At 47.3% G+C, this 24,318-nt stretch carries 18 protein-coding genes; 11 read left to right on the top strand and 7 right to left on the bottom strand.

Going from position 1 to position 24,318, the window contains the following annotated elements:
• Positions 1–81 precede the first annotated feature (81 nt).
• Genes BC343_RS23915 through BC343_RS23900 form a run of 4 tightly spaced genes read right to left on the bottom strand, consistent with a single transcriptional unit; the run spans position 82 to position 4,674 of the window.
• On the bottom strand, positions 82–1,314 hold the full coding sequence (locus BC343_RS23915; RefSeq protein WP_078350321.1) for a ThuA domain-containing protein: 1,233 nt from the start codon (positions 1,312–1,314) through the stop codon (positions 82–84).
• Between the two features lie 18 nt (positions 1,315–1,332).
• Positions 1,333–2,091, bottom strand: coding sequence for a ThuA domain-containing protein (locus tag BC343_RS23910; RefSeq protein ID WP_078350320.1), 759 nt, complete (start codon positions 2,089–2,091; stop codon positions 1,333–1,335).
• A gap of 6 nt (positions 2,092–2,097) precedes the next feature.
• Complete coding sequence (locus BC343_RS23905) at positions 2,098–2,844, bottom strand: ThuA domain-containing protein (RefSeq protein WP_078350319.1); 747 nt, start codon at positions 2,842–2,844, stop codon at positions 2,098–2,100.
• Positions 2,845–2,853: 9 nt separating this feature from the next.
• Positions 2,854–4,674, bottom strand: coding sequence for a glycoside hydrolase family 9 protein (locus BC343_RS23900; protein ID WP_078350318.1), 1,821 nt, complete (start codon positions 4,672–4,674; stop codon positions 2,854–2,856).
• Positions 4,675–4,877: 203 nt separating this feature from the next.
• Between BC343_RS23900 and BC343_RS23895 the strand changes: the two genes are divergently transcribed.
• From BC343_RS23895 to BC343_RS23875, 5 genes are all read left to right on the top strand, one after another.
• Positions 4,878–6,056, top strand: coding sequence for a DUF5009 domain-containing protein (locus tag BC343_RS23895; protein WP_078350317.1), 1,179 nt, complete (start codon positions 4,878–4,880; stop codon positions 6,054–6,056).
• A 28-nt stretch (positions 6,057–6,084) separates the two neighbouring features.
• Positions 6,085–7,236, top strand: coding sequence for a glycoside hydrolase family 18 protein (locus BC343_RS23890; protein WP_078350316.1), 1,152 nt, complete (start codon positions 6,085–6,087; stop codon positions 7,234–7,236).
• A gap of 222 nt (positions 7,237–7,458) precedes the next feature.
• On the top strand, positions 7,459–7,755 hold the full coding sequence (locus tag BC343_RS23885) for a hypothetical protein (RefSeq protein ID WP_078350315.1): 297 nt from the start codon (positions 7,459–7,461) through the stop codon (positions 7,753–7,755).
• Positions 7,756–8,062: 307 nt separating this feature from the next.
• Positions 8,063–8,896, top strand: a complete 834-nt coding sequence (locus BC343_RS23880; RefSeq protein WP_238381848.1) for an SMP-30/gluconolactonase/LRE family protein — start codon at positions 8,063–8,065, stop codon at positions 8,894–8,896.
• A 157-nt stretch (positions 8,897–9,053) separates the two neighbouring features.
• Entirely contained in the window at positions 9,054–9,881 is an 828-nt protein-coding gene (locus BC343_RS23875) for an SMP-30/gluconolactonase/LRE family protein (protein WP_078350314.1), read from the top strand.
• A 216-nt stretch (positions 9,882–10,097) separates the two neighbouring features.
• Here the strand turns inward: BC343_RS23875 and BC343_RS23870 are convergent, their stop codons facing one another.
• Complete coding sequence (locus BC343_RS23870) at positions 10,098–11,513, bottom strand: hypothetical protein (RefSeq protein ID WP_143822328.1); 1,416 nt, start codon at positions 11,511–11,513, stop codon at positions 10,098–10,100.
• A gap of 239 nt (positions 11,514–11,752) precedes the next feature.
• On the opposite strand from BC343_RS23870, the gene BC343_RS23865 reads away from it, so the two are divergent.
• Entirely contained in the window at positions 11,753–13,195 is a 1,443-nt protein-coding gene (locus BC343_RS23865) for a hypothetical protein (protein ID WP_078350312.1), read from the top strand.
• A 46-nt stretch (positions 13,196–13,241) separates the two neighbouring features.
• Here BC343_RS23865 and BC343_RS23860 read toward each other — a convergent pair whose 3' ends face one another.
• Both BC343_RS23860 and BC343_RS23855 read right to left on the bottom strand, forming a co-directional pair.
• Complete coding sequence (locus BC343_RS23860; protein WP_078350311.1) at positions 13,242–14,009, bottom strand: SDR family NAD(P)-dependent oxidoreductase; 768 nt, start codon at positions 14,007–14,009, stop codon at positions 13,242–13,244.
• A 16-nt stretch (positions 14,010–14,025) separates the two neighbouring features.
• Complete coding sequence (locus tag BC343_RS23855; protein ID WP_078350310.1) at positions 14,026–15,744, bottom strand: IlvD/Edd family dehydratase; 1,719 nt, start codon at positions 15,742–15,744, stop codon at positions 14,026–14,028.
• A gap of 324 nt (positions 15,745–16,068) precedes the next feature.
• On the opposite strand from BC343_RS23855, the gene BC343_RS23850 reads away from it, so the two are divergent.
• The 5 genes from BC343_RS23850 (at position 16,069) to BC343_RS23830 (ending at position 24,311) form a co-directional block, all read left to right on the top strand.
• A complete protein-coding gene (locus BC343_RS23850) occupies positions 16,069–16,644 on the top strand; it encodes an RNA polymerase sigma-70 factor (protein ID WP_078350309.1) in 576 nt (191 codons plus the stop codon).
• A gap of 135 nt (positions 16,645–16,779) precedes the next feature.
• The gene (locus tag BC343_RS23845; protein WP_078350308.1) at positions 16,780–17,904 is read left to right on the top strand and encodes a FecR family protein; all 1,125 of its coding nucleotides are present in this window, start codon (positions 16,780–16,782) and stop codon (positions 17,902–17,904) included.
• Between the two features lie 222 nt (positions 17,905–18,126).
• Positions 18,127–21,408, top strand: a complete 3,282-nt coding sequence (locus tag BC343_RS23840; RefSeq protein WP_143822327.1) for a TonB-dependent receptor — start codon at positions 18,127–18,129, stop codon at positions 21,406–21,408.
• Between the two features lie 11 nt (positions 21,409–21,419).
• Positions 21,420–22,934: a RagB/SusD family nutrient uptake outer membrane protein gene (locus BC343_RS23835; protein WP_078350306.1), complete on the top strand. Its 1,515-nt coding sequence runs from the start codon at positions 21,420–21,422 to the stop codon at positions 22,932–22,934.
• Between the two features lie 12 nt (positions 22,935–22,946).
• Positions 22,947–24,311, top strand: coding sequence for a sulfatase-like hydrolase/transferase (locus BC343_RS23830; RefSeq protein ID WP_078350305.1), 1,365 nt, complete (start codon positions 22,947–22,949; stop codon positions 24,309–24,311).
• The last annotated feature ends 7 nt before the right edge of the window (positions 24,312–24,318 follow it).

Raw genomic sequence — 24,318 nt, 5'->3', positions numbered from 1 at the left:
CGTTGCCTTGTTTTTTCATGGTTTCTACAAAGCTTAAACCTCTACGATGTTGAACTTCTAACTAAGTGGTACTGCCCTCTGCTATTTCGCTCCTGTTCCCAGCCAAAGCATGGCATCGCTAAACATTTTATTTTGCAGTGGCGAATTAAATACAGCATCGCCGTGGCCCATGTTGAGGTATATCATGCGGTAGCGGGTGTTGGTCCACACTACCGGGATGTCGCCGCCACGTATCACATCCTTTTTACCCAAGGGGTAATTGGCGGGGTCCATGGTGAGCAATACTTTTATATCCTTATTATCGCGCGGGTTGGGTTTCCAACCGTACCACTCCGTAATGGGTGCTACATAGTTTTTGGGCAGGCTTTTGGTAGCAGGGTGCGTGTTATCATCTACTATTAATTTTGCTGGTAGCGGCGGCCAGTTGTTGTTATGAAAGGTAGCGCCTAAAAACTGCACTATCCAGGGCCATTTGGTGGTACCATCGTTATAGCCCGATACGTGGTAGCCCATCCACGCACCGCCGTTCTCCATAAAATCTTCAAAGGTTTTGCGCTGGGCTTCGTCCTGCGGGAAATCGTTTATCCAAACTACTACCTGGTAATCTTTCAGGTTGGCGGGGTTCAGTTTTTTCCAGTTGGTGGTAGTATCGAACACAAAATTCCTGTCGGCTGCCATTTTTGTGTAGAAGCTGATGCAATCGCGTGCAAAGTCCACATGGTCGGGTTCCACAATGGTTGAGTAAAAGGCCAGTGCTTTAAATTTTGGCTGCTGTGCCTGCGCGGATAGTGCGAATGCGTTTTGTAACGATTTCCGCATTTTGCCCAATGCATCCACAAACCCGGTAAACAGCGCGTCATCCTCTGCCGACCAGTGCTTGCCTTTGCGGTAATCCCACCAGCGGTATTCCAGCTTCGAGTATTCGTTGCTGATGCCCGGCTCAACGGGTTGCTCAAATATCTTGTCCACAATAAACCTGTAACCCGCCGTGGTATGTTGCAGGGTTAAGTTAATGCGCATCCAATAATAATGCCCGCTGCTGCTCACCGGTATCTTAAAAATACCTGTGCCGGTTACGCTATGGCTTTCTTTATCAACCCGCATAACGCCGCTACCCGGATACTTAAATTCCGATTTGAACCATTGCCCCGCTTTGCTGAACAGTTGCGCATCGGTTAGTATGGCGGTCGAAGTATAAGTAGAATCGTAAACAATTTTACCGCGCACCAGCGGCAACACTGCTTTGGGTGCAGGTGTTTGTGCCATGGAGGCCAGCGGCAGTAACAGGCAAAGGAGGAGGCTTTTGTAAAACATTGTGATAAGGTTTAGAAATTATTTCTTAGCGGCTGCCCAAAATATAGCATTGCTGAAAAGCCGCTTGTAATTCGCATCATCAAACAAAATAGGCGAATGCCCCATAAAAATGTAAACGTTGCGGGCTTTGTAAGCGGGGTTGGTCCAGATAACGGGATGGTCGCCCATTTTCACATCGCCATTGGGTTGGTAGGTATTCTCATCTACCGAGGCCAGCACATGCACATTGGGGCGGGGGCTTTTATCGTAGGTGTACCATTCTTCTTTTTCTACCCAAAACGAAGCCGGGATACCCTTCATCACGGGATGCTTTTTATCCTCTACATTCACCTGCCCCTTGGCAAAGGCGGGGATGTAATTCTTAAACCGAACCTGCCCCATAAATTGGTAGAACCAGGGCCACATCTCAAAGCCATCGAACTCGCCCAGCAAAGTAGCATGATGGAAACCTATCCAGCCTCCCCTACCTTCGTTAATGTATTGCTCAAAGGCTTTTACGGCCTTATCCTTCCAGCCGTATGGCGGAAAATCTAACTGGATAAATAATTGGTATTTGCTTAAAAAGGCGCTGTCGATGCCGTCGGTATTGGTGATGTAATCTACAATGAAACTATTATCAGCTGCCAGTTTATTGAGCCATGGCATGGCCGCTTTAGAAAATTCGAGGTGGTGCCCGCCATTCTCATAAAGGGCCAAAACTTTAAAACGCGGGGCTTTTTGTGCCCGACTTGCAAATGCCAAAAGGCAACAAAAGACTATTAGAAGGATTCGTTTCATATCGGTTTATTTTGATGCCGCCCAAACAATGGCATCGTGTATAAGGGTTACATAATCTTTGTTCTCAAAATCATCAGGCGAGTGGCCAATGCCGATGTATATCATGCGGCGGAACTGTTCGTTCGTCCAGATGATGGGGTGGTCGCCCATTGGTTTGTTTTGTTTGTAAGTGCTTTCGTCAACTGTTGCCAGTACGCGCACTTTATCGCGCGGGCTTTTGTTGAACTCGTACCATTCGTCGGCTATGGTAAAGCTTGCGGGTAAGCGCCGGGTTGCGGGGTGATTCCTATCCTCTACCAACACCGTAGCCTGCTGAAATTTGGGGTGGGGCGAATAAGTAACACCACCCATAAAACCTTCGAACCATTGCCAATAACGCGTATTGGGTCCTAAAAATTCTTTACCGGTAAGCCCCGCCGCATGTATACCCACCCAGCCGTTACCATCCTCGCAAAACTTTTGCAAAGCATCTTGCTGTGGGTACGCCATATCGAAAGGGGCTAATTGCAACATCACAAATACTTTATACCGGCGCAGGTTGGCTGTGTTTACTTTGCTGGTATCGTCGGTATAGTCAATAGTGAAGCCACTATCGGCAGCCAGTTTGGTAAAGAAGGGCTTTGCAGCGGCCATCATTTTCATGTGGTCGTCTGCCCGCGATGCCAGTATCAATACGCGGAACTTGCTTTTTTGAGCTAACGTACTACCAATGCTTAGCAGTAATATAAACGAGGTAAATACTATCTTCTTCATGGTTGCATATTAGGGTGTAGCTACGGCCAATAAATACCAGGCAGCATGCGGTAGCCACTGCTCGGCCCAGCGCCAGTCGGAATCTTTGCCCGATACGGCATAGGGGATATTAAAGTCGATATCATGCTCATCATCAAAGCCCGACGTAATGCCGTTTACGATACCGCCCGGCGCGTTGGTATACTCAAAGGTGCCAAAGAAACCATAAGCCGGGTTGTTATGCCCCGTGCCCTGCAGCATACTGGCATCAAAGGGGTTCAGCCCTAATATCCAGTTTAGTTGATCGAGCGCGTAGGTTTGCAGTTGCTTGTAAAATATCTTATCATCTTTAAACAGCGGTGCGGCCATTTTTGCAGCAGTAGCTACCGAACCCAACCGCGCATTCTCGCCCTGCCACCAGGGCGAAGCATCGCTGCCATGCGGGAAGAAGAACGATGTACTGCGCTTGCCTAAGGTATCCTGCACCAATTGGCGGCTGTAACCAAAGGGGTTGTTCACCTCGCGGGTAATATCCAGTTCGGCTTGTAGCGATGCTTTTACAGCAGCCTTAATTTTTTGCTGCATGTCCTGCGATGCCTGTGGATAAAACTCCAACAGGCTTACCACCGGCATGCCGGCATCAGAGGGGTGGAAAAAGGGCCTGTCCTTATCATCGGCACGCCAGTAGTTTTTGTACTTACCCCAGGCAGTCAATCTGCCCAATAAATTATTGGCGCGGCGCTCGGCAGCGGCTTTGTAAACATCCTTATGGGTTACTTTATATAATTCGGTCGCTGCGGTAAGGGCGCAATAGTCATCGAGTATATTTTCCTTACCATCGTAATCTATTTCAGGGTTGTGTTCCTCAAGGAAGGCGAAAGCGTTTTCGGCAGCCTTCAGGTAATCGGCATTGCTAAACTCGCCCGATGTAGGGTACGCCGATGCCATGGCAAGCGATCCGATAGCCAAGCCACCACCCGAGCGGTAACTGGCCAAATAGCTGCGCAGGCTTTTTTGTTCGATGGTTTTGGTGAACGATTGGTTTTTGTTTTGCTTAATGCGATAGCTACCTTCGTCGGGCTGTATCACCCTGTCCTGCGGCAGCTTGCCGGGGCCGGGCGCACCAACCGAACGGTAGAACGAACCATCCTTTACCTGCAGCCTCACCAAATAATCGGCGCCATACATGGCCTCATCCAAAATGCGGCGCAGAAACTGGCGGTAATCGGTTCCCGGGCGGGCGCTCAGTAACTCGTAGGTTTTAAACAGGCTCCAATCGGTAAGCGATATTTGCTGCGGGTTAAAGTAATTGGAAAACGACAGGTGCGAGAGATGCTTGCCATAATCGCCGGTAGCATCGTACCAGCCTCCGTGTGCATCAATGGTATCTTTACCCTTGCCCGATAGGGTTAGGGTATGGTCCGCCTTATCCAGCAAACCCGAACTGCGCTGCCCTTTAAAATAATACACCACTTCAGATATCGTCTTTTGCTCCAGCAGGTTTTTGCCAATGGTAAAGGGGAATGAACTTACTTGTTTTGCCGGAAGGTTTACCATCAGTTTATACTCCCCGGGCGTTGTAAAGCTGCTAAAGTCGATAGTATAAAACTGCCAGTGCTTCCATTTATCAACCGGGCCGCTGTACTGTACCTTTCCTGCAAATACTTCTTTGCCGCTTTCAGCATTCACTAATTTAAAGGTGTTAATGGCGAGCTTGCTTTCGGCAACCACTACGGCGCGTTTGGGTTTATCAAACTCGTATCCCACGTGGTTGGTAACAATTTTCACCTGGGCCAATGCGCAGGCAGGTAGTGCGAGTAAAAAGCAGAAGGTTTTTAGCAGTTTTATCATATCAATACGGTAAGCCAAAACTAAGGCATTAAGCCGCCCGTTGCTAATTTGTTGCCACTACAATAACACTACTGATGGTAAGTTTCGAGCACATTTATACTTAAATACCCATCGCTGTAGTGTAAATGTAGTGGTGCGTGTTGCGTATATTTAAAACGGGCGGCCGTAATTTGCGGCAGCTTTAACAAGCCCTAAATTTACGCATGCCGCAATTACCAAAACGCCTTTTATCTATCGATGTGCTCCGTGCGCTCACCATGTTCCTGATGATATTTGTGAACGATGCCGATGGCATAAAACAAATACCCGAATGGATAGGGCACGCCCCGGGTGATGCCGATGCGCTTGGTTTTGCCGATACTATTTTTCCGGCATTCCTGTTCATCGTGGGTTTGTCGTTGCCCTTCGCTATAAACAACCGAATCAAAAAAGGCGACGGCCCGGTGCAGGTACTGTTTTATATTTTCATCCGCAGCGCGGCTTTATTAATAATGGGCTTTTACCATGTAAACCTCGAAGGTTACGACGAAGCCACCGCCCCGCTGCTTAAAGCTGTTTGGGCACTCATCATTACTACGGCCTTCTTTTTAATATGGATGGATTACCCCGAAACGCTTGCCAAAACCCGCAAAAACCTATTGATAGGTTTAGGCGTAGCCATACTGTTAGCCATGGCCATCATCTACAAAGGCTGCGACGATGATGAGGTTGCCCGCGGCATGCGCCCCGGCTGGTGGGGTATATTGGGTATTATTGGCTGGGCGTATTTGGCATGCGCAGTTTTATATTACGTGCTCCGAAAAAAGCTGGCCTATTTGGTTACCTGCTGGGCGGCACTTATTGCGCTTAATATCATCGGCCATAGCATGGCGCCAAAATTCAGGCTTTGGCTGGTTGGCGATGGCGCCTCGGAAGCTTTAATAATGGGCGGCATTGTAGCATCGCGGCTGTATGCTTTACTGGCAGAACAAGGTAAACCGCAAAGGCTATGGGCGACGTTTATTACTATAGGTATTGGCCTGTTGGCCGCCGGTTTTGCCATTAGGCCCTTCGCACAAGGTATATCAAAAATACACGCTACACCTGCATGGGTACTTATTTGCAGTGGCATTACCTTGCTGGTGTTCCTGCTGTTTATTTATTGGGTAGATGTGCGCGGCAATAAAAATTTATTCAATTGGATTCGCCCTGCCGGTACCAGCACACTCACCTGTTACCTTATGCCCTATTTCCAGGTATTTATCCTCAAGCTTTTTATCACCAAATACCCCGATGTAATTAATACCGGTGCCACGGGTCTGCTGCGTTCGGTACTTACCTCATTTGTGCTGATAGCATTGGTGGGGCTAATGGAAAAGAAACACCTCCGCCTTAAAATTTAAACCTAACTAACCCTATTGATACCCGAAAATGAAAACATTAATTAAATTTAAGCCCCTGCTGCTCGCCTCTGCCTTGCTTTGCATAGTAGCGCTATCGGCAATGGTGAACCCGAACCCGCCCAAGCCCAAAAAACCCAAGCGCGTTATAATAGGCTACGTAGGCGGCTACCGCGGGCTGATAGATACCACCATGGTGAACGCCAATAAGCTTACCCATATTAACTACGCTTTTGTGGATGTGCAGAACAACCGCGCCTTTTTGAAACGCCGCAAAACCGATACAGTTAACTTCCGCATACTGCGCAACCTAAAAAAAGTAAACCCCGACCTGAAGATACTTATCTCCATAGGCGGCTGGACCTGGAGCCGCAATTTTTCGGACGCGGTACTTACCGATACCTCACGCCGTGCATTTGCCAAAAGCGCCGCCGACCTGGTAAAAACCTACCAACTGGATGGTGTAGATATAGACTGGGAATACCCTAACGATATTGGCAACGGCAACATCTACCGCAAAGAGGATAAACAAAACTTCACGCTGATGTTCGAGGCATTGCGTAACGAGCTGGACGAAGTAGAACGCGTTACCGGCAAAAAGATGCTGCTTACGGCGGCCGTCGGCGGGTTTAAACGCTTTATCCAAAATACCGAAATGGATAAGGTGCAGCGTTACCTCGATTACGTAAACCTAATGACTTACGATTATTTCCAGGACAGCTTGGGCATTGCCGTGCATCATACAAACCTATACCCATCAAAAGTTTACCAAACCGCCAACTATGCCGATAAAGCTGTGAATGATTTTATTGAAGCCGGCGTACCTGCTCATAAACTGGTGATGGGGATGGCCTTCTATGGCCGCTCGCGCAAGGTTACCGATGTGCTGCGCCAGGGGTTGGGGTTAAAAACAGATGGCTATATGCGTGGCGGCGGCTATACGTATATTAAAGATAGCCTGCTTACCCAAAAAGGCTTTAAATACTACCGCGACCGCGATGCCGACGCGCCCTACATCTTCAATGCCGAAACCAAGCAGTTCATTTCGTATGATGATGAATGGTCGGTAAGGCAGAAGTGTTATTACGTAATGAAACGCGATATGGCAGGCGTAATGTTTTGGGAATATTCTGATGATAAAAAGGAATACCTCATCAACGCCGTAAACCGGGCACTCAAATAAAGCTCATCTCTCTTTTTTTATATCTCTCTCGGGGCCGCCTCAAGCAATTGGGGTGGCTTTTTTGTTTTGCTTAATAATTATTTAACCTTATAATTGCATTAAGCCAATACGCTATAAATAATTTTGGTACAATTACATAACAAGGTGTTTATTCCCCGCAGACCAATATATGTTAGGCCTCTTGCCATTTGTACAGTTGCACTGTACTTTGTATTTGCCTGTTTGTATGTAATTGCCTGCCCCAATGTTTTCCGTCAAAACCTTAACGAGCATTCTGTTGCCGTTAAAGATGCAAAACAGGGCGAACGCCATGCCGGCCACTTCAAGTTTTTGAGCAGGCCGCGCCTTATTCTCAGCAAAAAGTCGCCTTTGCCCGTTACGCCATACTTCCCTCAGGGAGGCTTTAGCTATTCGGCTTCGGTGCAAACTATACAAACCGCTTTCACCTGCGCCCAGCCCCAAACCAAGGCACAGTTATCAGTTGGTGTAAACCAGCTATTTTGCCGCTGGTTGGTTTAAATTAGTATTTTTCTTACAGCCCCACAAAACGGTTTCCTGGTTAGGAGGCCCATCATTTCGCTTAACATTTTTATTTAAAATATTTGAACCCAGTGGTTCAAAGTTTCCGTTTAACCGGAAACAGTTAAGGCTAATACCCGCGAGGGGTGTTTCATGTATATTTTTTTTAACCGGCTATTCCTAATTTGGGATGGCCGGTTTTTTTATGGAATAACACCACCTTACGCAATAAACATTGGTTTATAAAATGTTATGCAACCTTAGCGCCGCAACGTTATATTTGTTTCAAACCAAAACAAACCTACCTATGAAATTACCTGCTTTTGCACCACGTGTTTTTATTGCCTTACTTTTTATATTACCAGCAGGCATGGCTAAAGCGCAGCATTCGGTAACCAAATTATGGCAAACTGATACTGTTTTAAATATTCCGGAATCGGTTCTGCACGAAAAAGATGTATTGTATGTTTCACTCATCGACGGCGATGCCTGGGCGGCAGACGGCAAAGGTGGTGTTGGTACCGTTTCCATCGATGGTAAAATAAAAAATACCAGCTGGATAACCGGACTGAATGCGCCGAAAGGCATGGCGCGTGTTGGCGATAGGCTATACGTTGCCGACCTGAATGAAGTAGCAGTGATTGACATTAAAAAAGGGGCTATCGACCATAAGATAGCCATACCGGGCGCTGCCTGGCTGAACGATGTTACGGCGGATAAAAAGGGCACTGTTTACGTAACAGATTCTAAAAATGGTACTGCTTACAAAATCGAAGGCGATAAAGCCACCCTGTTTTTAGAAGGCATAAAAGGTATCAATGGGATAAAAGCCGTTGCCGATAAGGTATACGTACTCGGAGGCGATGCCATGTACCTTGCCGGGAATGATAAAAAAGCCACCAAATTTGCCGAATTGGAACATGGCGGCGATGGCCTTGAGCCTATTGGCAACGGCGATTTCCTGGCAACGGCCTGGTCGGGATACCTGTACTACATAAAAGCCGACGGCACGAAGGAGCTGCTTTTAGACACCCACGAAACAAAAAACAAAACCGCCGATATAGGATATGACCCCAAAACGCGAATAATTTATGTGCCCACATTTTTAGGCAAATCGGTGGTCGCGTACAAGCTCAATTAAGGGCTTCAATTCCGGCGGCCATATTACCGTAGCTGGGCTATAGGGCCCTGTTGGCGTACCCAAGACATAACTAATTCTTAACCGGCTATTACTCTTTTAGGATGGCCGGTTTTTATGCGTCCGAGTTTATATATTTACGCATATCTATCGAAACCTCATGAAAACATTTGCCTTAAACACCTTTATGGTGTTCTGCTTTTTATTGCTTACAAGCGTTACCAGGGCACAACACGCTGTAACTAAACTATGGCAAACTGACACCATATTGGCAGTACCCGAATCGGTATTGCCGGGCAAAGGCGTATTATATGTTTCGCAAATAGGCGACCCTAAGAATCCGACAGCTCGTAAAGGCGGTGTGGCACAACTTTCGCCGGCGGGTAAAGTGCTTAAAACCGATTGGATAACCGGGCTGCAGGCACCAAAAGGCATGGCGCAAATAGGCAATTTACTTTACGTTGCCGATGTGAACGAATTGGTGGTAGTGGATATTAAAAAAGGCCTTATCGATCATAAAATAACATTTAGCGGTAACCCGGGGCTTAATGATGTAACTGCCGATAAAAACGGCATCGTGTACGTTACCGACCCGCGGAATGGCAGCGCCTACAAAGTAGAAGGCGATAAATACACCCTGTTTTTAGAAGGGCTTAAAGGCATAAATGGCATTAAAGCGGTTGATGATAAAATATACGTGCTCACTGCCGACGGCATATACCTTGCCGGTAACGATAAAACCGCCACCAAAATTTGCACGCTCGAATACGGCGGTGACGGCATCGAACCCATCGGCAATGGCGACTTCCTGGTTACATCGTGGGTGGGCTACCTGTATTACGTACATGCCGATGGCACCAAAGACCTGCTGCTGGACACCCACGAATCGAACAACAAAACCGCAGACATAGGCTACGACCCAAAAGCCAAAATAATTTACGTACCAACATTTTATGGCAAGTCGGTAGCGGCTTATAAGCTAAATTAATGTGCGCTCAAACAGCTTCTGTCCTTAACCCAGTGCCAGACGTCCCGTTAGGGACCAAAGCTTTGTAGAAAATATAGTAAACAATATTTCAACGCCGTTAGGTGTTGAACTCGGTCTTGCTGAGTACCTACGGCACTCCAAGTCTCGGTTGGTTAATTTTCTACAAAGCTTTCAACCCTACCGGGTTGGTAGAAATGCTCAAATACAGAGACTTCTTTACGGCGTTTTCCATGTATCGGCCGTCAGCACCGGGTTAAACTCTATATTGTTTGTGGTTACGGTAAGCTTGTTTTTTCCATCGGATGATTCTGTTACTGATGGATAGGTGATGCCGCCTTTGGCCACAAAGTTTCGGTATACCGAATAGTTTGCTGCACCACCAACCGAATAAGCGTTTGCTTTGATGTTGCCGCCGGCATCTATCAAATAAATTACCTTGTTGCCATTTACTAAAAAGGTTACCATATTATCACCTTTTGATTTGGCCACGGTAGCGGTAGAAAAATAGTTGTTCAGGTTTTTATGCAGGCCCATTACGCCCTGATAAAGGCTTAGTTCCATATCGGTTTTGTCCTTTTCAGACAGGGCACTTTTCGCGCCTTTTACCCATTGCCAGCTATCGACCCCTGCCGCTTGTTTCACCATCAGCAATTGCCCGTTCTGCCTTATTTCGAGGCGGAATTTCCGTGCAGCAATATCGGTTATGGCGGTAGCTTGCATGTTGCCGGTTATGGTTGATGTTTCCTTTACGGTGTTTACTTTATCGATAGCGGCTCCACCATAAGTTGCGCGAAGTTTGGTTAACAATTCTCCCGCTGATACGCCGGCATCCGATGAAGCAGAATTGTTACTGGTTGTGGTACTGCTACTACCCGTACTCTTCTTTACCGATCTGTTTGGGCGCTCTTTGACCAACTCATCTTTATCCTTACGGAAATAAAAATCGCCATCCATTACTATCATATCCTGCTCGGCAGGCGGGCTGTAAAACAGGCTGTGCTTATCTACCTTGCCATTGTTAAAACTCAGCGTTATTTCGCCCGGACTAAGTTTGTAAGTACCCGCGGTCGACTTGTCATTGCTGAACTTTCCGCCAATACTGCCGCCTGTGGCAACCTCGCCCATAACGCCTACAACGCTGGAACGATCTGCCGAAAAATTGCCCTTACCATCGAAGAAAAGAAAATCGGACGAGAATGCGCCCACATAAGGCATATTGGTACCAATACCCCCACTGCTTGATGCCGACTTGCGTTCAAATGCCCCGGCGGGTATGCTGGTTATGGCCTTCATTTTATAAAGCGTATGCCTGATGCCTTGTGTACTTTCGAGGTTACCACTGCTGTTTATTTTGTAGGTTTCGTTATCCTTCTTGTAAACAAAATGCACCGCACCGCCACTGATACTGTATTTTCCCGTAACATCTGTACGCCAGGTGCGGCTTTTCATATTATCGGTATAGGTACCATCGGCCCGGAAATAAACCGAAAAATAACTTATCTGCATACCGTTAAAAGGGGTGGTATACAATTGCGCCCCGCCAAAAACGCCATCCAGCTTTTGAGCCTTAGCCTCGCCGAAACAAATGCCTATAACAAACAGGCACATCAATAGATATTTTTTATAATTCATAAGTTGTTGTTTTTTAAGCAGCTTACTTATCAATTATAAAAGGCAATAATTACTTTTTTGTTGTAGCTAATTTCAATTCTGACAAACGTAAACACTCAAAGCTTGATAAAAACAAACCGTCTGGCAACGGCTCAAAATCAGGTGACACCGTCTATAACTGACTCACTTAAAGAATTTTACTTTTTTTTCCAAATCAACTATTTAAGACTATATTAGAGGAGCCTTAACCTTAAACTCGAATGAAAAAGCTTTATTCTAAACTATTTAAGATCATAATTATGATTACGATCTTAATATTGTCTGCTGAGAACTTAAAAGCTCAGGTTTATAATAACCAAACGAAAGACCTGCAGATAAAAATTAACAACATCCTTAATTTCCCTTTAAAGTCGGAGAACTTTATAACCGATTCGAACTTTGTTAAACGCTTAGATTCGGTACTAAATACAGTTAGCGGCATAACTTACAAGGATGGAAAGGGAGGAATCACATCGGCCAGTATAGATGATAAAGGTTTATCACTTTTCGGCAACATCCGCGACAGAGAAAACTACACTCTACAGGTAACCCTTGGAGGGCAATCAACAAATAGCTTTGTGGATGTATTTTCCGGCGGACATTACAACAAAACGCTCAATGCAGGGCTGAATTTTTTTTATTTCCCATCGTGCAATAGCGCTACCCTTGTAGGTAACCCCCGGCAAGATTTATACGATAAAATGGATCGACTGCATGAGTATTACTCAGGCCTAAGAAACGGTACAATTGTTCAAACGGAGGTTAAACAACTCGCTGAACTTTTTGATACTTACGGCATTTATATATATTCAAACGATCGAATTCCTTCTGGAATGGTAGCTTCTTACGAACAGGTTATCAAATCCTATCTTGCTTTACTTGCCAAATACCGCACCTATTTGCCCAGCACTTTTGACGCAGATAATTTAGCTGCTAAAAGGATGTCAATTGAAGCCTTAAATAACAACCGGGATGATATAGCTATCAATTTTTGGCATCGGAAAGAATTAGATACGCTGAATCGAGTGCAATTAACATTGCCATTCCATCAAGTTATCTATAACTGGTTCAATTTTAGCGCAAAAATTAACACCACAAAATATCCAATTTATGACTCTACTGCTCATGATTCAAAATTTGTTAGGAATTTTGATGATAATTATTGGAGCGGCTCGGCATCTTTTAACGTTTTATGGGCGCGCCCTAAAGCTAATTGGTATTTTTCGCCAACAATAAAAATCTCAAACAATCACGATTTTAAAGCGGCCGACTTAATAACAGCAAATATTCTTACAAAAACCGTTATAACTAATGGTAAAACTATAAATGAGTACGACCCGACAAGCTACTATGCGCAAAAAGCTAAGAGGAAGTTTGCTGTAAACGCCGAACTCCCCTTGGTACTTTTTTACCCTAATAATAACTTCCCGTTTGGATTCGACCTTGCCATTAACGCAGACCTACAACCCAATTGGGCTAACTTGGGCGCACGTTTTGGATTCTATTTAACCCTACCCGGAACTAAAGACAATGTAGTGATAGAACCAATCATAAGGTTCAGCAAACTTGAACAAGGAGACTTGGTATTTCTCAAAGATCAATTTGCTTTTGGTTTCAATTTGACTGTTACACTCCCAACCTTTCTTACAGGCAAGAAAAAATAACCCGGCTTTAATATCTATTATAGATTAATATAAGCTAATAATGATTTCAACCCGGTCCCGGGCTAACGGCGCTCCAGCCACCATCAACAACAATATTTTGCCCTGTAATTTGCCCCGATAATGGCGAGGCCAAAAACAATGCGGCGTTCGCTACATCCTGTACGGTACCTGCGCGGCCCATGGGTGTAAGTTTGGCCCAAGTATCTTTATAACCGGCATCTTCCATGGTGCGCTCGGTAAGGGTTGCGCCGGGTGCTATGGTGTTCACCGTAATTTGATATTGGGAAAGTTCTACCACAAGGCTTTTGGCCAGCATCTCTAAGCCAGCCTTGGTCATTCCGTAGGCCTCAAGGTCGCGGTGAGCCTGGTGACCCGTTACCGACGACATGAAAACAATGCGCCCGCCGCTTTGCTGTTTTACCATTTGCCTTGCCGCCCGCTGCGCCAAAAAGAAAGTGCCGCGCAAGTTAAGGTCCATCACCCGCTGCAGCGAGTCAACAGGATAATCCAAAAAGTTACAGAACAAAGTAATACCCGCATTGGCTATTACGATGTTGAGTTTACCATAACGCTCCACGGCAGCATCTACCAACTGCTGAATAAAACCCACGTCAGAAGCATCGCCCGACAATGCCGAGCAATTACTGTCTTCGGCATTAATCGCCTCTACGGCTTTTGCCAATAAGGTTTCGTCTTTATCGTTCAACAACACGTCGGCACCGTTCAGCGCCAATTGTTTGGCAATTTCGTACCCAATGCCCTGCCCTGCTCCTGTTACTATGGCTACCTGCCCTTCAAATGTTCTCGCTGTCATATATGCCTGTTGTATTTTAATGCGAATCTTTAGATACTTTGCTGCCGCTACCGCCCCGTAAAAAATCCATATCGGCCCCAAGGTGCGCCTGCTCTACATGCTCGATATACAATTTAACATAGCCCCGAGTAGCCACCGGTTCACCGGGCTTCAAATTACGTTTACGCTCGGCAAGTTCGGTCTCTGTAAGGTTCACCGTTAATGATCGGTTAGGTACATTCAATGTAACGAGGTCGCCTGTTTGGATGGCCGAGAAGTTACCGCCTGCCGCAGCTTCGGGCGAAGCGTGTAATACCACGGTACCAAAGCCGGTGCCGCTCATGCGCCCGTCGGATATCCGCACCATATCTGTAATGCCTTTATCAAGCAGTTTCTTGGGGATACCCATATTGCCCACCTCCGGCATGCCTGGGTAACCTTTGGGGCCAACATTCTTTAACACCAGCACACTGGTTTCGTCAACCTCCAGTTCATCGCTATCTATCCTTGCTTTATAGTCGTCTATATTTTCAAAAACTACCGCTTTGCCCGTGTGCACCATCAAATGCGCGCTGGCTGCCGAGGGCTTTATTACCGCTCCGGCTTCGCAGACGTTTCCGCTTAATATAGCCAAACCCGGTACGCTATTGAAAGGCTTATCGAGCGTGGCCAACACATCATCGTTATAACACTCTGCCTTCTCATAATTCTCCGCGATTGTTTTACCGTTAACCGTCATAGCATCGCGGTGCAGCAGGCTATCCAGCGCCTTCAGCACCACGGGCAAGCCACCGGCATAAAACATATCTTCCATAAAATATTTACCGGCGGGCTGGATGTTGGCCAGCAAGGGCACATTGGCAGCCAATGGGTCAAAGTCCAGCAGCTTTAACGGAACGCCTATCCTGCCGGCAATGGCCAACAGGTGTATCACAAAATTGGTAGAGCCGCCAATGGCCGAGTTCACCCGAATAGCGTTCTCGAATGCCTCGCGCTTAAGGATATCTGAAAGCTTCATATCCTCCCTCACCATATCCACAACGCGCAGTCCGGACAACTGCGCCAAAACCTTCCGCCGTGAATCTGCCGCCGGGATGGCCGCGTTGCCGGGTAGAGATAAACCCAACGACTCGACCATACAAGCCATAGACGATGCCGTGCCCATCACCGCACAATGCCCCAGGCTGCGGCACATGGCGGCCTCGATGGTAAGCAGCTCTTCGTCCATTATTTTGCCCGACCGTATATCATCATGATAACGCCAAATATCGCTGGTGCCGATGGATGCGCCGCGGTGCCTGCCCGTAAGCATTGGCCCGCCCGAAACTACAATAGTGGGCAGATCCACACTGCAGGCGCCCATTACCAACGAAGGGGTGGTTTTATCGCAACCGCAAAGCAACACTACACCATCCAAGGGGTTGGCGCGGATAGATTCCTCTACATCCATACTGGCCAAATTGCGGTAGAGCATGGCGGTGGGTTTCATCAGCGTTTCGCCCAACGACATTACCGGAAACTCCACCGGGAAACCACCAGCCTCCAGCACGCCGCGTTTAACCGACTCGGCCAGGTCGCGAAAGTGCGCGTTGCAGGGTGTCAGCTCGCTCCAGGTATTGCAGATGCCTATGATAGGTTTATTCTTAAACTCGTACTCGGGGATGCCCTGGTTTTTCATCCAGGCGCGGTAAATAAACCCATCCTTGCCTTTACGGCCAAACCATTCTGCACTGCGTAGCTTTTTATCCTCGGGCATATTCTTAAATATTTAGTGCTGTTTTCGGGGCGACAGCTTATAACTGGTTCTCAAAGTTATAATATCTGCGGGCAGATGAAAACGCATAAGAAAGTTTATGTACCGATAGGTGTGCATTTTGTATTTAGCGGCCGATAACCTTTTAGCTGCTATCATCCCCCTAAACTAAAAGGCAATTATTTGCATGCTAAAACGGTAAGGCTAAAACACATGCTTATATTTACACATCGCTTTAAAATAGTGCCCAGCTATTGTTTTTTATAATTATTACATAACTTGCAGCACCAATTTTAAACTGTTTACCCGGTAATTAACTAATCTAACGTGGTTCGCCCCTACAGAAATACGTCGGACAATGACCTGTTTTTGTTGCTTGCAGAAAGCGACGAGCGGGCCCTTGCCGAAATTTATGACAGGTATTGGGCGGTACTTTATTTGTATGCAACAAAATTTTCGTGGCATGCAGATGGTGCGGAAGACATTGTACAGGATGTATTTATCGACCTTTGGAACCGCGCCCCGGAATTAGATTTGAACAGCAGCCTATCGGCTTATCTTTATGCGGCGGTCCGATATAAAATATTCGACCTGCTGGACCATGAAAAGGTGAAAGAAAAACACCTTGCCTCGCTTAGCGCCTTCCTCGAAAAGCAGCAGGCAACACCTGATAGCGCTATTATTGAAAAAGAACTGGCCAACCAGATAGAATTGGCAATTGAAGCTTTGCCGGCAAAAATGCGCGAAGTGTTCGAGCTGAGCCGCAAAAATGGGCTATCGCAAAAAGAAATAGCCTTGCATCTGAATATATCTGATAAAACGGTAAAAAAGCAGGTGAGCAACGCCATCAAGATCCTGCGCCTTAAGTTGGGGACGCTTATCTCTGTACTCCTTTTTTTCTGACCGAAAAAATATTTTCATTCCACCTACTACCTGCGCCACGGTTAACCTACTTATACCCGAGAATGAGTAAACGCGGGCCTCAACCAAGCCCTTATACCAGCGGCACTGCCATTCGCCAATTATCGAACCCAAAAAATGACTAACAAATATAACCCGGAAGAATTGCTGGCACGGTACCGCGCCGGAATCTGCACGCCCGAAGAAAAGGCGCTGGTAGAAAGCTGGCACCTGCAGCAATTGCGCGAAAAGCCTACCCAACCCGACCTTGCCGAGATGGATGCTGCCAAAGGGCGCATGTGGCAGCATATTACGGCAGACAAAACGCGTGTAAAACGCCTGAACAAGCAATGGCTGCAATATGCTGCCGCGATATTGGTATTTGCAGGCCTGGGCATTTGGCTATGGCGCGATACCACGCAACTGCCTGCTCCGGGTACCTCAATTGCAAAAAGCAAACCCATTGTACCCGGCAGCAACAAAGCCGTACTTACTTTGGCCAGCGGGAAGCAGGTTGTACTTGACGGCACATCGGCGGGGATCATCGCTAACGAGGGCGATGTTGCCGTTGTTAAAAATACCAACGGGTCTATCCAGTATAACAACGGCGATAAAACCGGGCAAACTGCCTACAATACGCTGAGCATACCACGTGGTGGCACCTATAGCCTTATACTGGCCGATGGTACTAAGGTTTGGCTAAACTCAGCATCTACCATAAAATACCCAACTGCATTTACCGGCAACCAGCGCGCGGTAGAAATTACGGGCGAAGCGTACTTCGAGGTGGCCAAAAACAAAGCCATGCCATTTGTAGTAAGCACGCCGGGGCAAAAAATACAGGTGCTGGGTACCCACTTTAACGTGCATGCCTACAGCGACGAAAAAACTGCTGAAACCACCCTATTGGAGGGTAAAATTGCGATAAGCAAAGGCTCACAAACCGAGATACTAACACCAGGCCAACAGGCTATAAATGCCGAAGGCATCGCCATGCGGATAGTTAACATGCCCGATGCCGAAGATGCCATTGCCTGGAAGAATGGTTACCTATCTTCCTCGCACGAGAGTATCTACAGCCTCATGACGCGTATATCGCGCTGGTATGATGTGGATATCGAGTACAAGGGAAACTTTGAGGGACGGTCGTTCGGGGGCACCATCTCCAAATTCGGCAACGTGAAAGATGTGCTCAACATTATAGAATCTACCGGATCTGTACACTTTAAAATTCAGGAGAGGAGGATCATTGTTATGCCGTAACTCTACCATACACAGCTTAATAAATGATCTTGAAAAAGGGCCTGAAGCGCGGCAACGCTTCAGGCCGGTGGCCAAAGCCATTGCAAGTATCGTTGATCAATTAACACACCGACCAATTAACCTTACGATCAAATGTATAAAAAATATCATGCATTTATATGCAGGGGTGCCTTTTGCGTGCCCGCCAAAATCATTATAAGAGTGAAACTTATCTTCATTTTTATGCTAACCGCGCTGCTACAGGTGCACGCATCATCGTATGCGCAACGCATTACGCTTAATGCCAAAGATGCCTCGTTGCAAAAAGTATTTAAAACCATACGGCAACAGAGCCAATACGGCTTTTATTACGACGAATCGGTACTTAAAGAGGCCAAGCCGGTAACCATAAACGTTAACGACGAGCCCATTGGTCCCGTGCTTGACAAGATATTCCGCGACCAGCCCGTAACGTATGTTATACAGCAGAATACCATAGTGGTAAAACGCCGCGATGCCGAACCCGCACAAGAGCTGCGCCCGGTTTCGCCTGCGGATATTACCATTAGCGGTAAGGTAACCGATGCCAATAACATACCTCTGCCGGGCGTGAGCGTATCTGTAAAAGGCACCACCCGCGGGGTAATGACCAAGCCCGACGGAACATTCAGCCTGGCCGTACCCGACACTAAGCAAACGCTGGTTTTCAGTTACATCGGGTTCGAAACCAAGGAGGTACCCGCAAGTGCTTCGAGTTTCAACATCATCCTTACCGAAACGCGCTCGGCTCTGAACGAGGTTGTGGTGGTAGGCTATGGCGTACAAAAGAAGGTGAACCTTACCGGAGCCATATCTACCGTAGATATGAAGAAGCAGGAGAACGCCCCTCTTACCAACGCATCGCAATTATTGCAGGGTGTAGAAGGTGTTTACGTAAACCAGGCCGGCGGCCAGCCGGGGCGCGATGTGGCCACCGTGCGTATAAGGGGTGTGGGCACGCTTAACAACAGCAACCCATTAGTATTGGTGAACGGTATAGAGTTCGCGCTGGAGAATGTTAACCCGGCAGATATCGAAAGTGTATCAGTACTCAAAGATGCGGCTTCGGCGTCTATCTATGGTTCGCGGGCGGCCAATGGTGTTATACTGATCACTACCAAAGGCGGCAAAAAAGATAAGTTCAGTGTAGATTATGACTACTACACCGGCAACCAGTACGTAAACTACCTGCCCGACTTTGTAAAAGACCCAATTCAGTTTATGGAGTTGCGCAACCAGGCGCAAAAAAATGAAGGTAAAGCTGTGGTTGATTACTCGGACGCACTGATAGCCGAGTACAAAGCAGGCATGCTTACCGATAAGAATGTTTACCCCAATAACGATTGGCTGGATATCATGTTCAATCCGGGCAATATGCAAAACCACGATGTCCGTTTTTCTGCCGGGACGGATAAACTTACTTACGCATTATCGCTAAACTACCTGTCGCAGGATGGCGTTTTGCGTGGCACCAACTCTAAACGCTACGCCTTAACCTATAACACTACAGCGCAGGTAAGCAGCAGGCTGAAGATAGGCGCTTATCTTAATGCATCGTACAAGGATATTAACGAACCCGTTGCCGGTGTGGCCAACCTGATGGAGATGACCTTTAAAGCCCAGGCTTTCCACCCTACGTACCTGCCCGACGGGCGCTACGCCAATACATTCATCCGTACACCGGGGCACAACATTTTCAGGAACCCGCTGGCCCTAGCCGACGAAGGCAAAAACAACAGCAAAATACAGCAGGTGTTGTTGAATATTTTTGCAGAGTATAAACTGCCTTTTAATATTACCTATAAAATAAACGGCGCGGTAAACAAAGGCGATAACTTTATATCGCAGTTCGTACCCGAAATATATACCTACCAGGTAAAAACCGGTGAGACCCAACTGATCCCCTATGACGGGCAGGGCCAGCGCGGCACCCGCCAAACCAACCCGGGCAGCCTGAATACAACCTTGTTTAACACCCTTAACTGGGAAGGCAACATTGGCGACAAGCACAACCTGAAAGCATTGGCCGGTTACAGCCGCGAGAGCTTTAGCAACCGCTCGTTCTTTGCGCGCAACGAGGGTTATTTGGGCAATACGCTTTACGAGTTAAATGCGGGTTCGTCTAACCCTGCGGTGGGGGGCACATCCGCATCATCAAAACTTAGCTCATTCTTCGGCAGGTTGAATTATATCTTCAACGAAAAATACCTGGCCGAGGCTAACTTCAGGTACGATGGCTCTTCGCGTTTTGCACAGGGCAGGCAATGGGGTTTCTTCCCATCGTTCTCGCTGGGCTGGAGAATTAATAAAGAAGCTTTCATGCAGAACATCCATTGGATAGACGACCTGAAACTCCGCGGATCTGTGGGCCAGCTGGGTAACCAAAACATCGATCTGTTCCGCTATGTAAACCTCGTTACGCTCGGGCGCGATTACCCTTTCGGCACTACGGTATCATCGGGCGCGGCAGTTACTGCTTATAACGACCCCACCATCACCTGGGAAACCACAACTATTACCAACATAGGGCTTGATGCTACCTTGTTCAACAGCACCCTTAACTTTACGGCGGAGGTATTTAAAAAACGCACCACCGATATCCTGAACGCAGTTACCATCCCCGACCAGATAGGCGCTTTAACAGGCCCTATCCAAAACATAGGCACGGTAGATAACACCGGCGTAGAGTTGAACCTTGGTTACAATGGCAAAATAAAAGAGTTTCAGTTCGGTATATCGGGCGGTATCACTTATGTAAAAAACAAGGTGGTTGATCTTAAAGGCGGCGTAATATACAACGGCCGAAACATTATTACCGAGGGCTACCCTATTAATTCTTACTACTTAATAAATGCTGCAGGTATATTCCAAAATACTGCCGAGATTGCTTCAAGCCCGTTCCAAAACATTAATACCAAACCGGGCTACTTAAAGTATAAAGATGTGAATGGTGATAACGCCATCTCAGAGGCCGACCGTACAATACAGGGTTCCAACATCCCAAAACTAACCTACCAGTTCAATGTAAACCTGAGCTACAAGCGCCTGTCGCTTAACACCTTCTTCCAGGGGGTAGGCACGGTTTATACTTATACCGAAAACATTGGTGCGCAACCGTTTTGGTTCGGCACATCGGTAACTAAAGAGTGGGTTACCGATTCGTGGACACCTACTAACACCGGTGCCCGCCTGCCCATAGTAACTACTGTAGAAGGCAGCCAAACCGAGAATTACCGCAGTTCTACCTTCTGGTTAAAAAATGCCGCCTATCTGCGCATGAAAAATATCCAGCTTAACTATGCCTTACCCGAGCGTTGGGTAAATAAGATCGGCATCAAGAAGGCCAAAATATTTGCTAACGGCCAAAATCTCCTCACGTTTACCCCGCTTAAAGGCTTCGACCCGGAGAAGAACCTCACAGGTTCTACCTTCTACGAATTCCCAACGGTAAAAACGTTTACCGCCGGCATCAATGTTTCATTATAATATCAAGCACGATGAAAAACCTTAAGATATACATCCCACTCATCATTATACTCCTTACTGTAAATCCCGGTTGTAAAAACGACTTGGTAGTAAACCCGACCGACCAATATAGCGAAGACACTTTTTGGAAAACACAGGCAGATGCGCTGGCGGGACTATCGGGCATATATAACTCCCTGTACGATTGCCAGACCTGGTTCTACGAAACCGACATGATAACTTCTAACGGCTTGGCCTACAACGAAACCAATGGTACCGATGCCATTGCCCGTGGTGCCCATACGCCCATTACTGCCTTAATAACCAGCCGCTGGACACAGGGCTACCGCGGCATAGGCCGCGCTAATACCTTTTTGGCTAAAGTAGGCGGAGTTACCGGCATGGCCGACGACCTGAAAAACCGCACCATTGGCGAAGCTAAATTCCTGCGTGCCTTTTATTACTTGGGGCTGGTTGATTGCTTTGGCGGCGTGCCGCTAATAACCGACGAACCCAATGTAGCCACCCAGGCCACGCTACCGCGCAATACGGCCGACGAGGTGTACGCCCAAATAATAAAAGACCTTGACGAAGCCATCCCTGCATTACCCAACAGCTACACCGCAGGTACCGATCTTGGGCGTGTAACCAAAGGCGCTGCTATGGCATTAAAAGCAAGGGCCTTGCTTTATACGGGCCGCTGGGCCGAGGCTGCCACAGCCGCAAAAGCATTGATGGATATGAACGTTTACACCTTGTTCCCGCACTACCGTAACATGTTTTTGGTGGCCAACGAGCGTAACTCGGAAGTTATTTTTAACGTGGAGTACCAGTCGCCCCGCTTTTTAAATAACATGGATAACGACAGTTACACGCTTAACCGCCCGGCACCCACTAAAAACCTTGCGGATGTTTACCTGATGACGGATGGACTGACCAAAGAAACATCGCCATTGTACAACCCGGCCAAACCTTTTGACAACCGCGACCCACGCTTGCTGCAAACTATGTACCCCGTAGGTTATAAATTTAACGGCAGAGTAACGGCCGCTTCTAACGTAGTTACCACCGGTTTCGGCCTGAAAAAATACACCAACCTTACCGATGACGATGCGCAACCTGCCCCAAAGGCTAACAACAGCGACCTGAATATTATTTTTATACGTTATGCCGAAGTATTGCTCATTTATGCCGAAGCGCAAAATGAAGCCAGCGGGCCCGATGCATCTGTTTATGATGCACTGAACAAAATACGTAAGCGGGCATCGGTAAACATGCCGGAGATAACGCCCGGATTAACGCAAAGCCAAATGCGAGATGTAATAAGGCGCGAACGCCGCGTAGAGCTGGCTTTTGAGGGACTCTACTACAGCGACATTAAACGCTGGAAGACTGCCGAAATAGAAAACAACGGCACCATATTAGACTACCTTGACCGCGTAAGGAGCACCCGCACTTTCAATAAAAACCGCGACTATTTGTGGCCCATACCAAGTAACCAAATACAGTTAAACCCTAATTTAGCGCAAAACCCTAACTGGTTTTAAAAACCCTCATCTATGAATACTAATAAACTAACCCTTGGCTTTGCAGCGTTGCTGATGCTGTGTGGCGGAGCTAACGCCATTGCCCAAACCAAACCGGCAATAAAGCCTAACGTAATTGTTATCTATACCGACGACCAGGGCACCCTCGACCTGAACATCTACGGTGCCAAAGACCTTACAACGCCTAACCTGGACAGGTTGGCGCGCTCTGGCACCCGGTTCTCCAACTTTTATGCTGCATCGCCTATTTGTTCGCCATCGCGGGCATCGTTGTTAAGCGGGCGTTACCCGCAGCGCGCGGGCTTGGTTGATAATGCTGCCGGCGCTTATGGAGGTGGCGGCATGCCGGGTAGCCAGTTCACCATGGCCGAAATGTTTAAGGCCGGTGGCTACAACACGGCGCATATTGGTAAATGGCACATAGGCTATAACCCCGAAACCATGCCTAATCAGCAAGGCTTTAACTATTCGTTCGGCTTTATGGGCGGCTGTATAGATAGCTATTCGCACTTTTATTATTGGGGTGGCCCCAACCGGCACGACCTATGGCGCAACGGTACCGAAATTTGGGAGGCTGGCCACTACTTCCCGGATATGATGGTTGACGAGGCAGGCAAGTTCATGGCCTCAAACAAAAGCAAGCCGTTCTTTATGTACTTCGCCATTAACATGCCGCACTACCCGCTGCAGGGTGAAAAGAAATGGCTCGATCATTATAAGAACCTGCCTATCCCGCGCAGGTTTTATGCCGCATCGATATCTACCATGGACGAAAAAATTGGCTTACTGCTGAAGAAGCTCGACGCATTGGGGCTAACCAAAAACACCATCGTAGTTTTCCAGGCCGATCAGGGGCACTCGGAAGAGGAACGAGCTTTCGGCGGCGGTGGTTACGCGGGACCGTACCGCGGTTCAAAATTCAGCGTGTTCGAGGGTGGTGTTAAAGTGCCTGCATTTATTAGCTGGCCCGGGCATATTGCAGCCAATGCAATACGCAGCCAGTTTGCTGCCAATATAGATTGGTACCCCACGCTTGCCGAATATTGCGGTATAAAACTGCCCGAGCGCAAATTAGATGGTGTTAGCCTGGTGCCTGTTATCGCATCGCCAAGCGCACCAACTACGCACCCGGTATTTTATTGGCAAAGCCTTGGCTCTAAAGAAGACCCGCAATGGGCAGTGCGCGAGGGCGACTGGAAACTGCTGCACAACCCCATCCAATCGAAAAAAGAGGAATTGGATGCTAACAAGTTCATGCTGATAAACCTAAAACGCGATAGCAGCGAGAAGGTTAACGAGGCAGCTAACAACCCCGAGATAGTAGAAAAACTGAAAGCCAAATACCAAACCTGGATAAAAGAGGTTTACGAGCAGTAGTTTTTGT

It is taken from the genome of Mucilaginibacter pedocola, from assembly GCF_002013915.1.
GTDB lineage: Bacteria > Bacteroidota > Bacteroidia > Sphingobacteriales > Sphingobacteriaceae > Mucilaginibacter > Mucilaginibacter pedocola.
The sequence above is the reverse complement of the archived record's forward strand: the minus strand, read 5'-3'. Positions and strand labels throughout refer to the sequence as shown.

Excerpts from the sequence above, each read along its gene's own strand:
- BC343_RS23905 (WP_078350319.1), bottom strand. The coding sequence starts at position 2,844 with ATGAAGAAGATAGTATTTACCTCGTTTATATTACTGCTAAGCATTGGT.
- BC343_RS23830 (WP_078350305.1), top strand. The coding sequence starts at position 22,947 with ATGAATACTAATAAACTAACCCTTGGCTTTGCAGCGTTGCTGATGCTG.
- BC343_RS23865 (WP_078350312.1), top strand. The coding sequence starts at position 11,753 with ATGAAAAAGCTTTATTCTAAACTATTTAAGATCATAATTATGATTACG.
- BC343_RS23915 (WP_078350321.1), bottom strand. The coding sequence starts at position 1,314 with ATGTTTTACAAAAGCCTCCTCCTTTGCCTGTTACTGCCGCTGGCCTCC.
- BC343_RS23910 (WP_078350320.1), bottom strand. The coding sequence starts at position 2,091 with ATGAAACGAATCCTTCTAATAGTCTTTTGTTGCCTTTTGGCATTTGCA.
- BC343_RS23855 (WP_078350310.1), bottom strand. The coding sequence starts at position 15,744 with ATGCCCGAGGATAAAAAGCTACGCAGTGCAGAATGGTTTGGCCGTAAA.
- BC343_RS23875 (WP_078350314.1), top strand. The coding sequence starts at position 9,054 with ATGAAAACATTTGCCTTAAACACCTTTATGGTGTTCTGCTTTTTATTG.
- BC343_RS23895 (WP_078350317.1), top strand. The coding sequence starts at position 4,878 with ATGCCGCAATTACCAAAACGCCTTTTATCTATCGATGTGCTCCGTGCG.
- BC343_RS23845 (WP_078350308.1), top strand. The coding sequence starts at position 16,780 with ATGACTAACAAATATAACCCGGAAGAATTGCTGGCACGGTACCGCGCC.
- BC343_RS23860 (WP_078350311.1), bottom strand. The coding sequence starts at position 14,009 with ATGACAGCGAGAACATTTGAAGGGCAGGTAGCCATAGTAACAGGAGCA.
- BC343_RS23890 (WP_078350316.1), top strand. The coding sequence starts at position 6,085 with ATGAAAACATTAATTAAATTTAAGCCCCTGCTGCTCGCCTCTGCCTTG.
- BC343_RS23870 (WP_143822328.1), bottom strand. The coding sequence starts at position 11,513 with ATGAATTATAAAAAATATCTATTGATGTGCCTGTTTGTTATAGGCATT.
- BC343_RS23835 (WP_078350306.1), top strand. The coding sequence starts at position 21,420 with ATGAAAAACCTTAAGATATACATCCCACTCATCATTATACTCCTTACT.
- BC343_RS23880 (WP_238381848.1), top strand. The coding sequence starts at position 8,063 with ATGAAATTACCTGCTTTTGCACCACGTGTTTTTATTGCCTTACTTTTT.
- BC343_RS23840 (WP_143822327.1), top strand. The coding sequence starts at position 18,127 with ATGCTAACCGCGCTGCTACAGGTGCACGCATCATCGTATGCGCAACGC.
- BC343_RS23900 (WP_078350318.1), bottom strand. The coding sequence starts at position 4,674 with ATGATAAAACTGCTAAAAACCTTCTGCTTTTTACTCGCACTACCTGCC.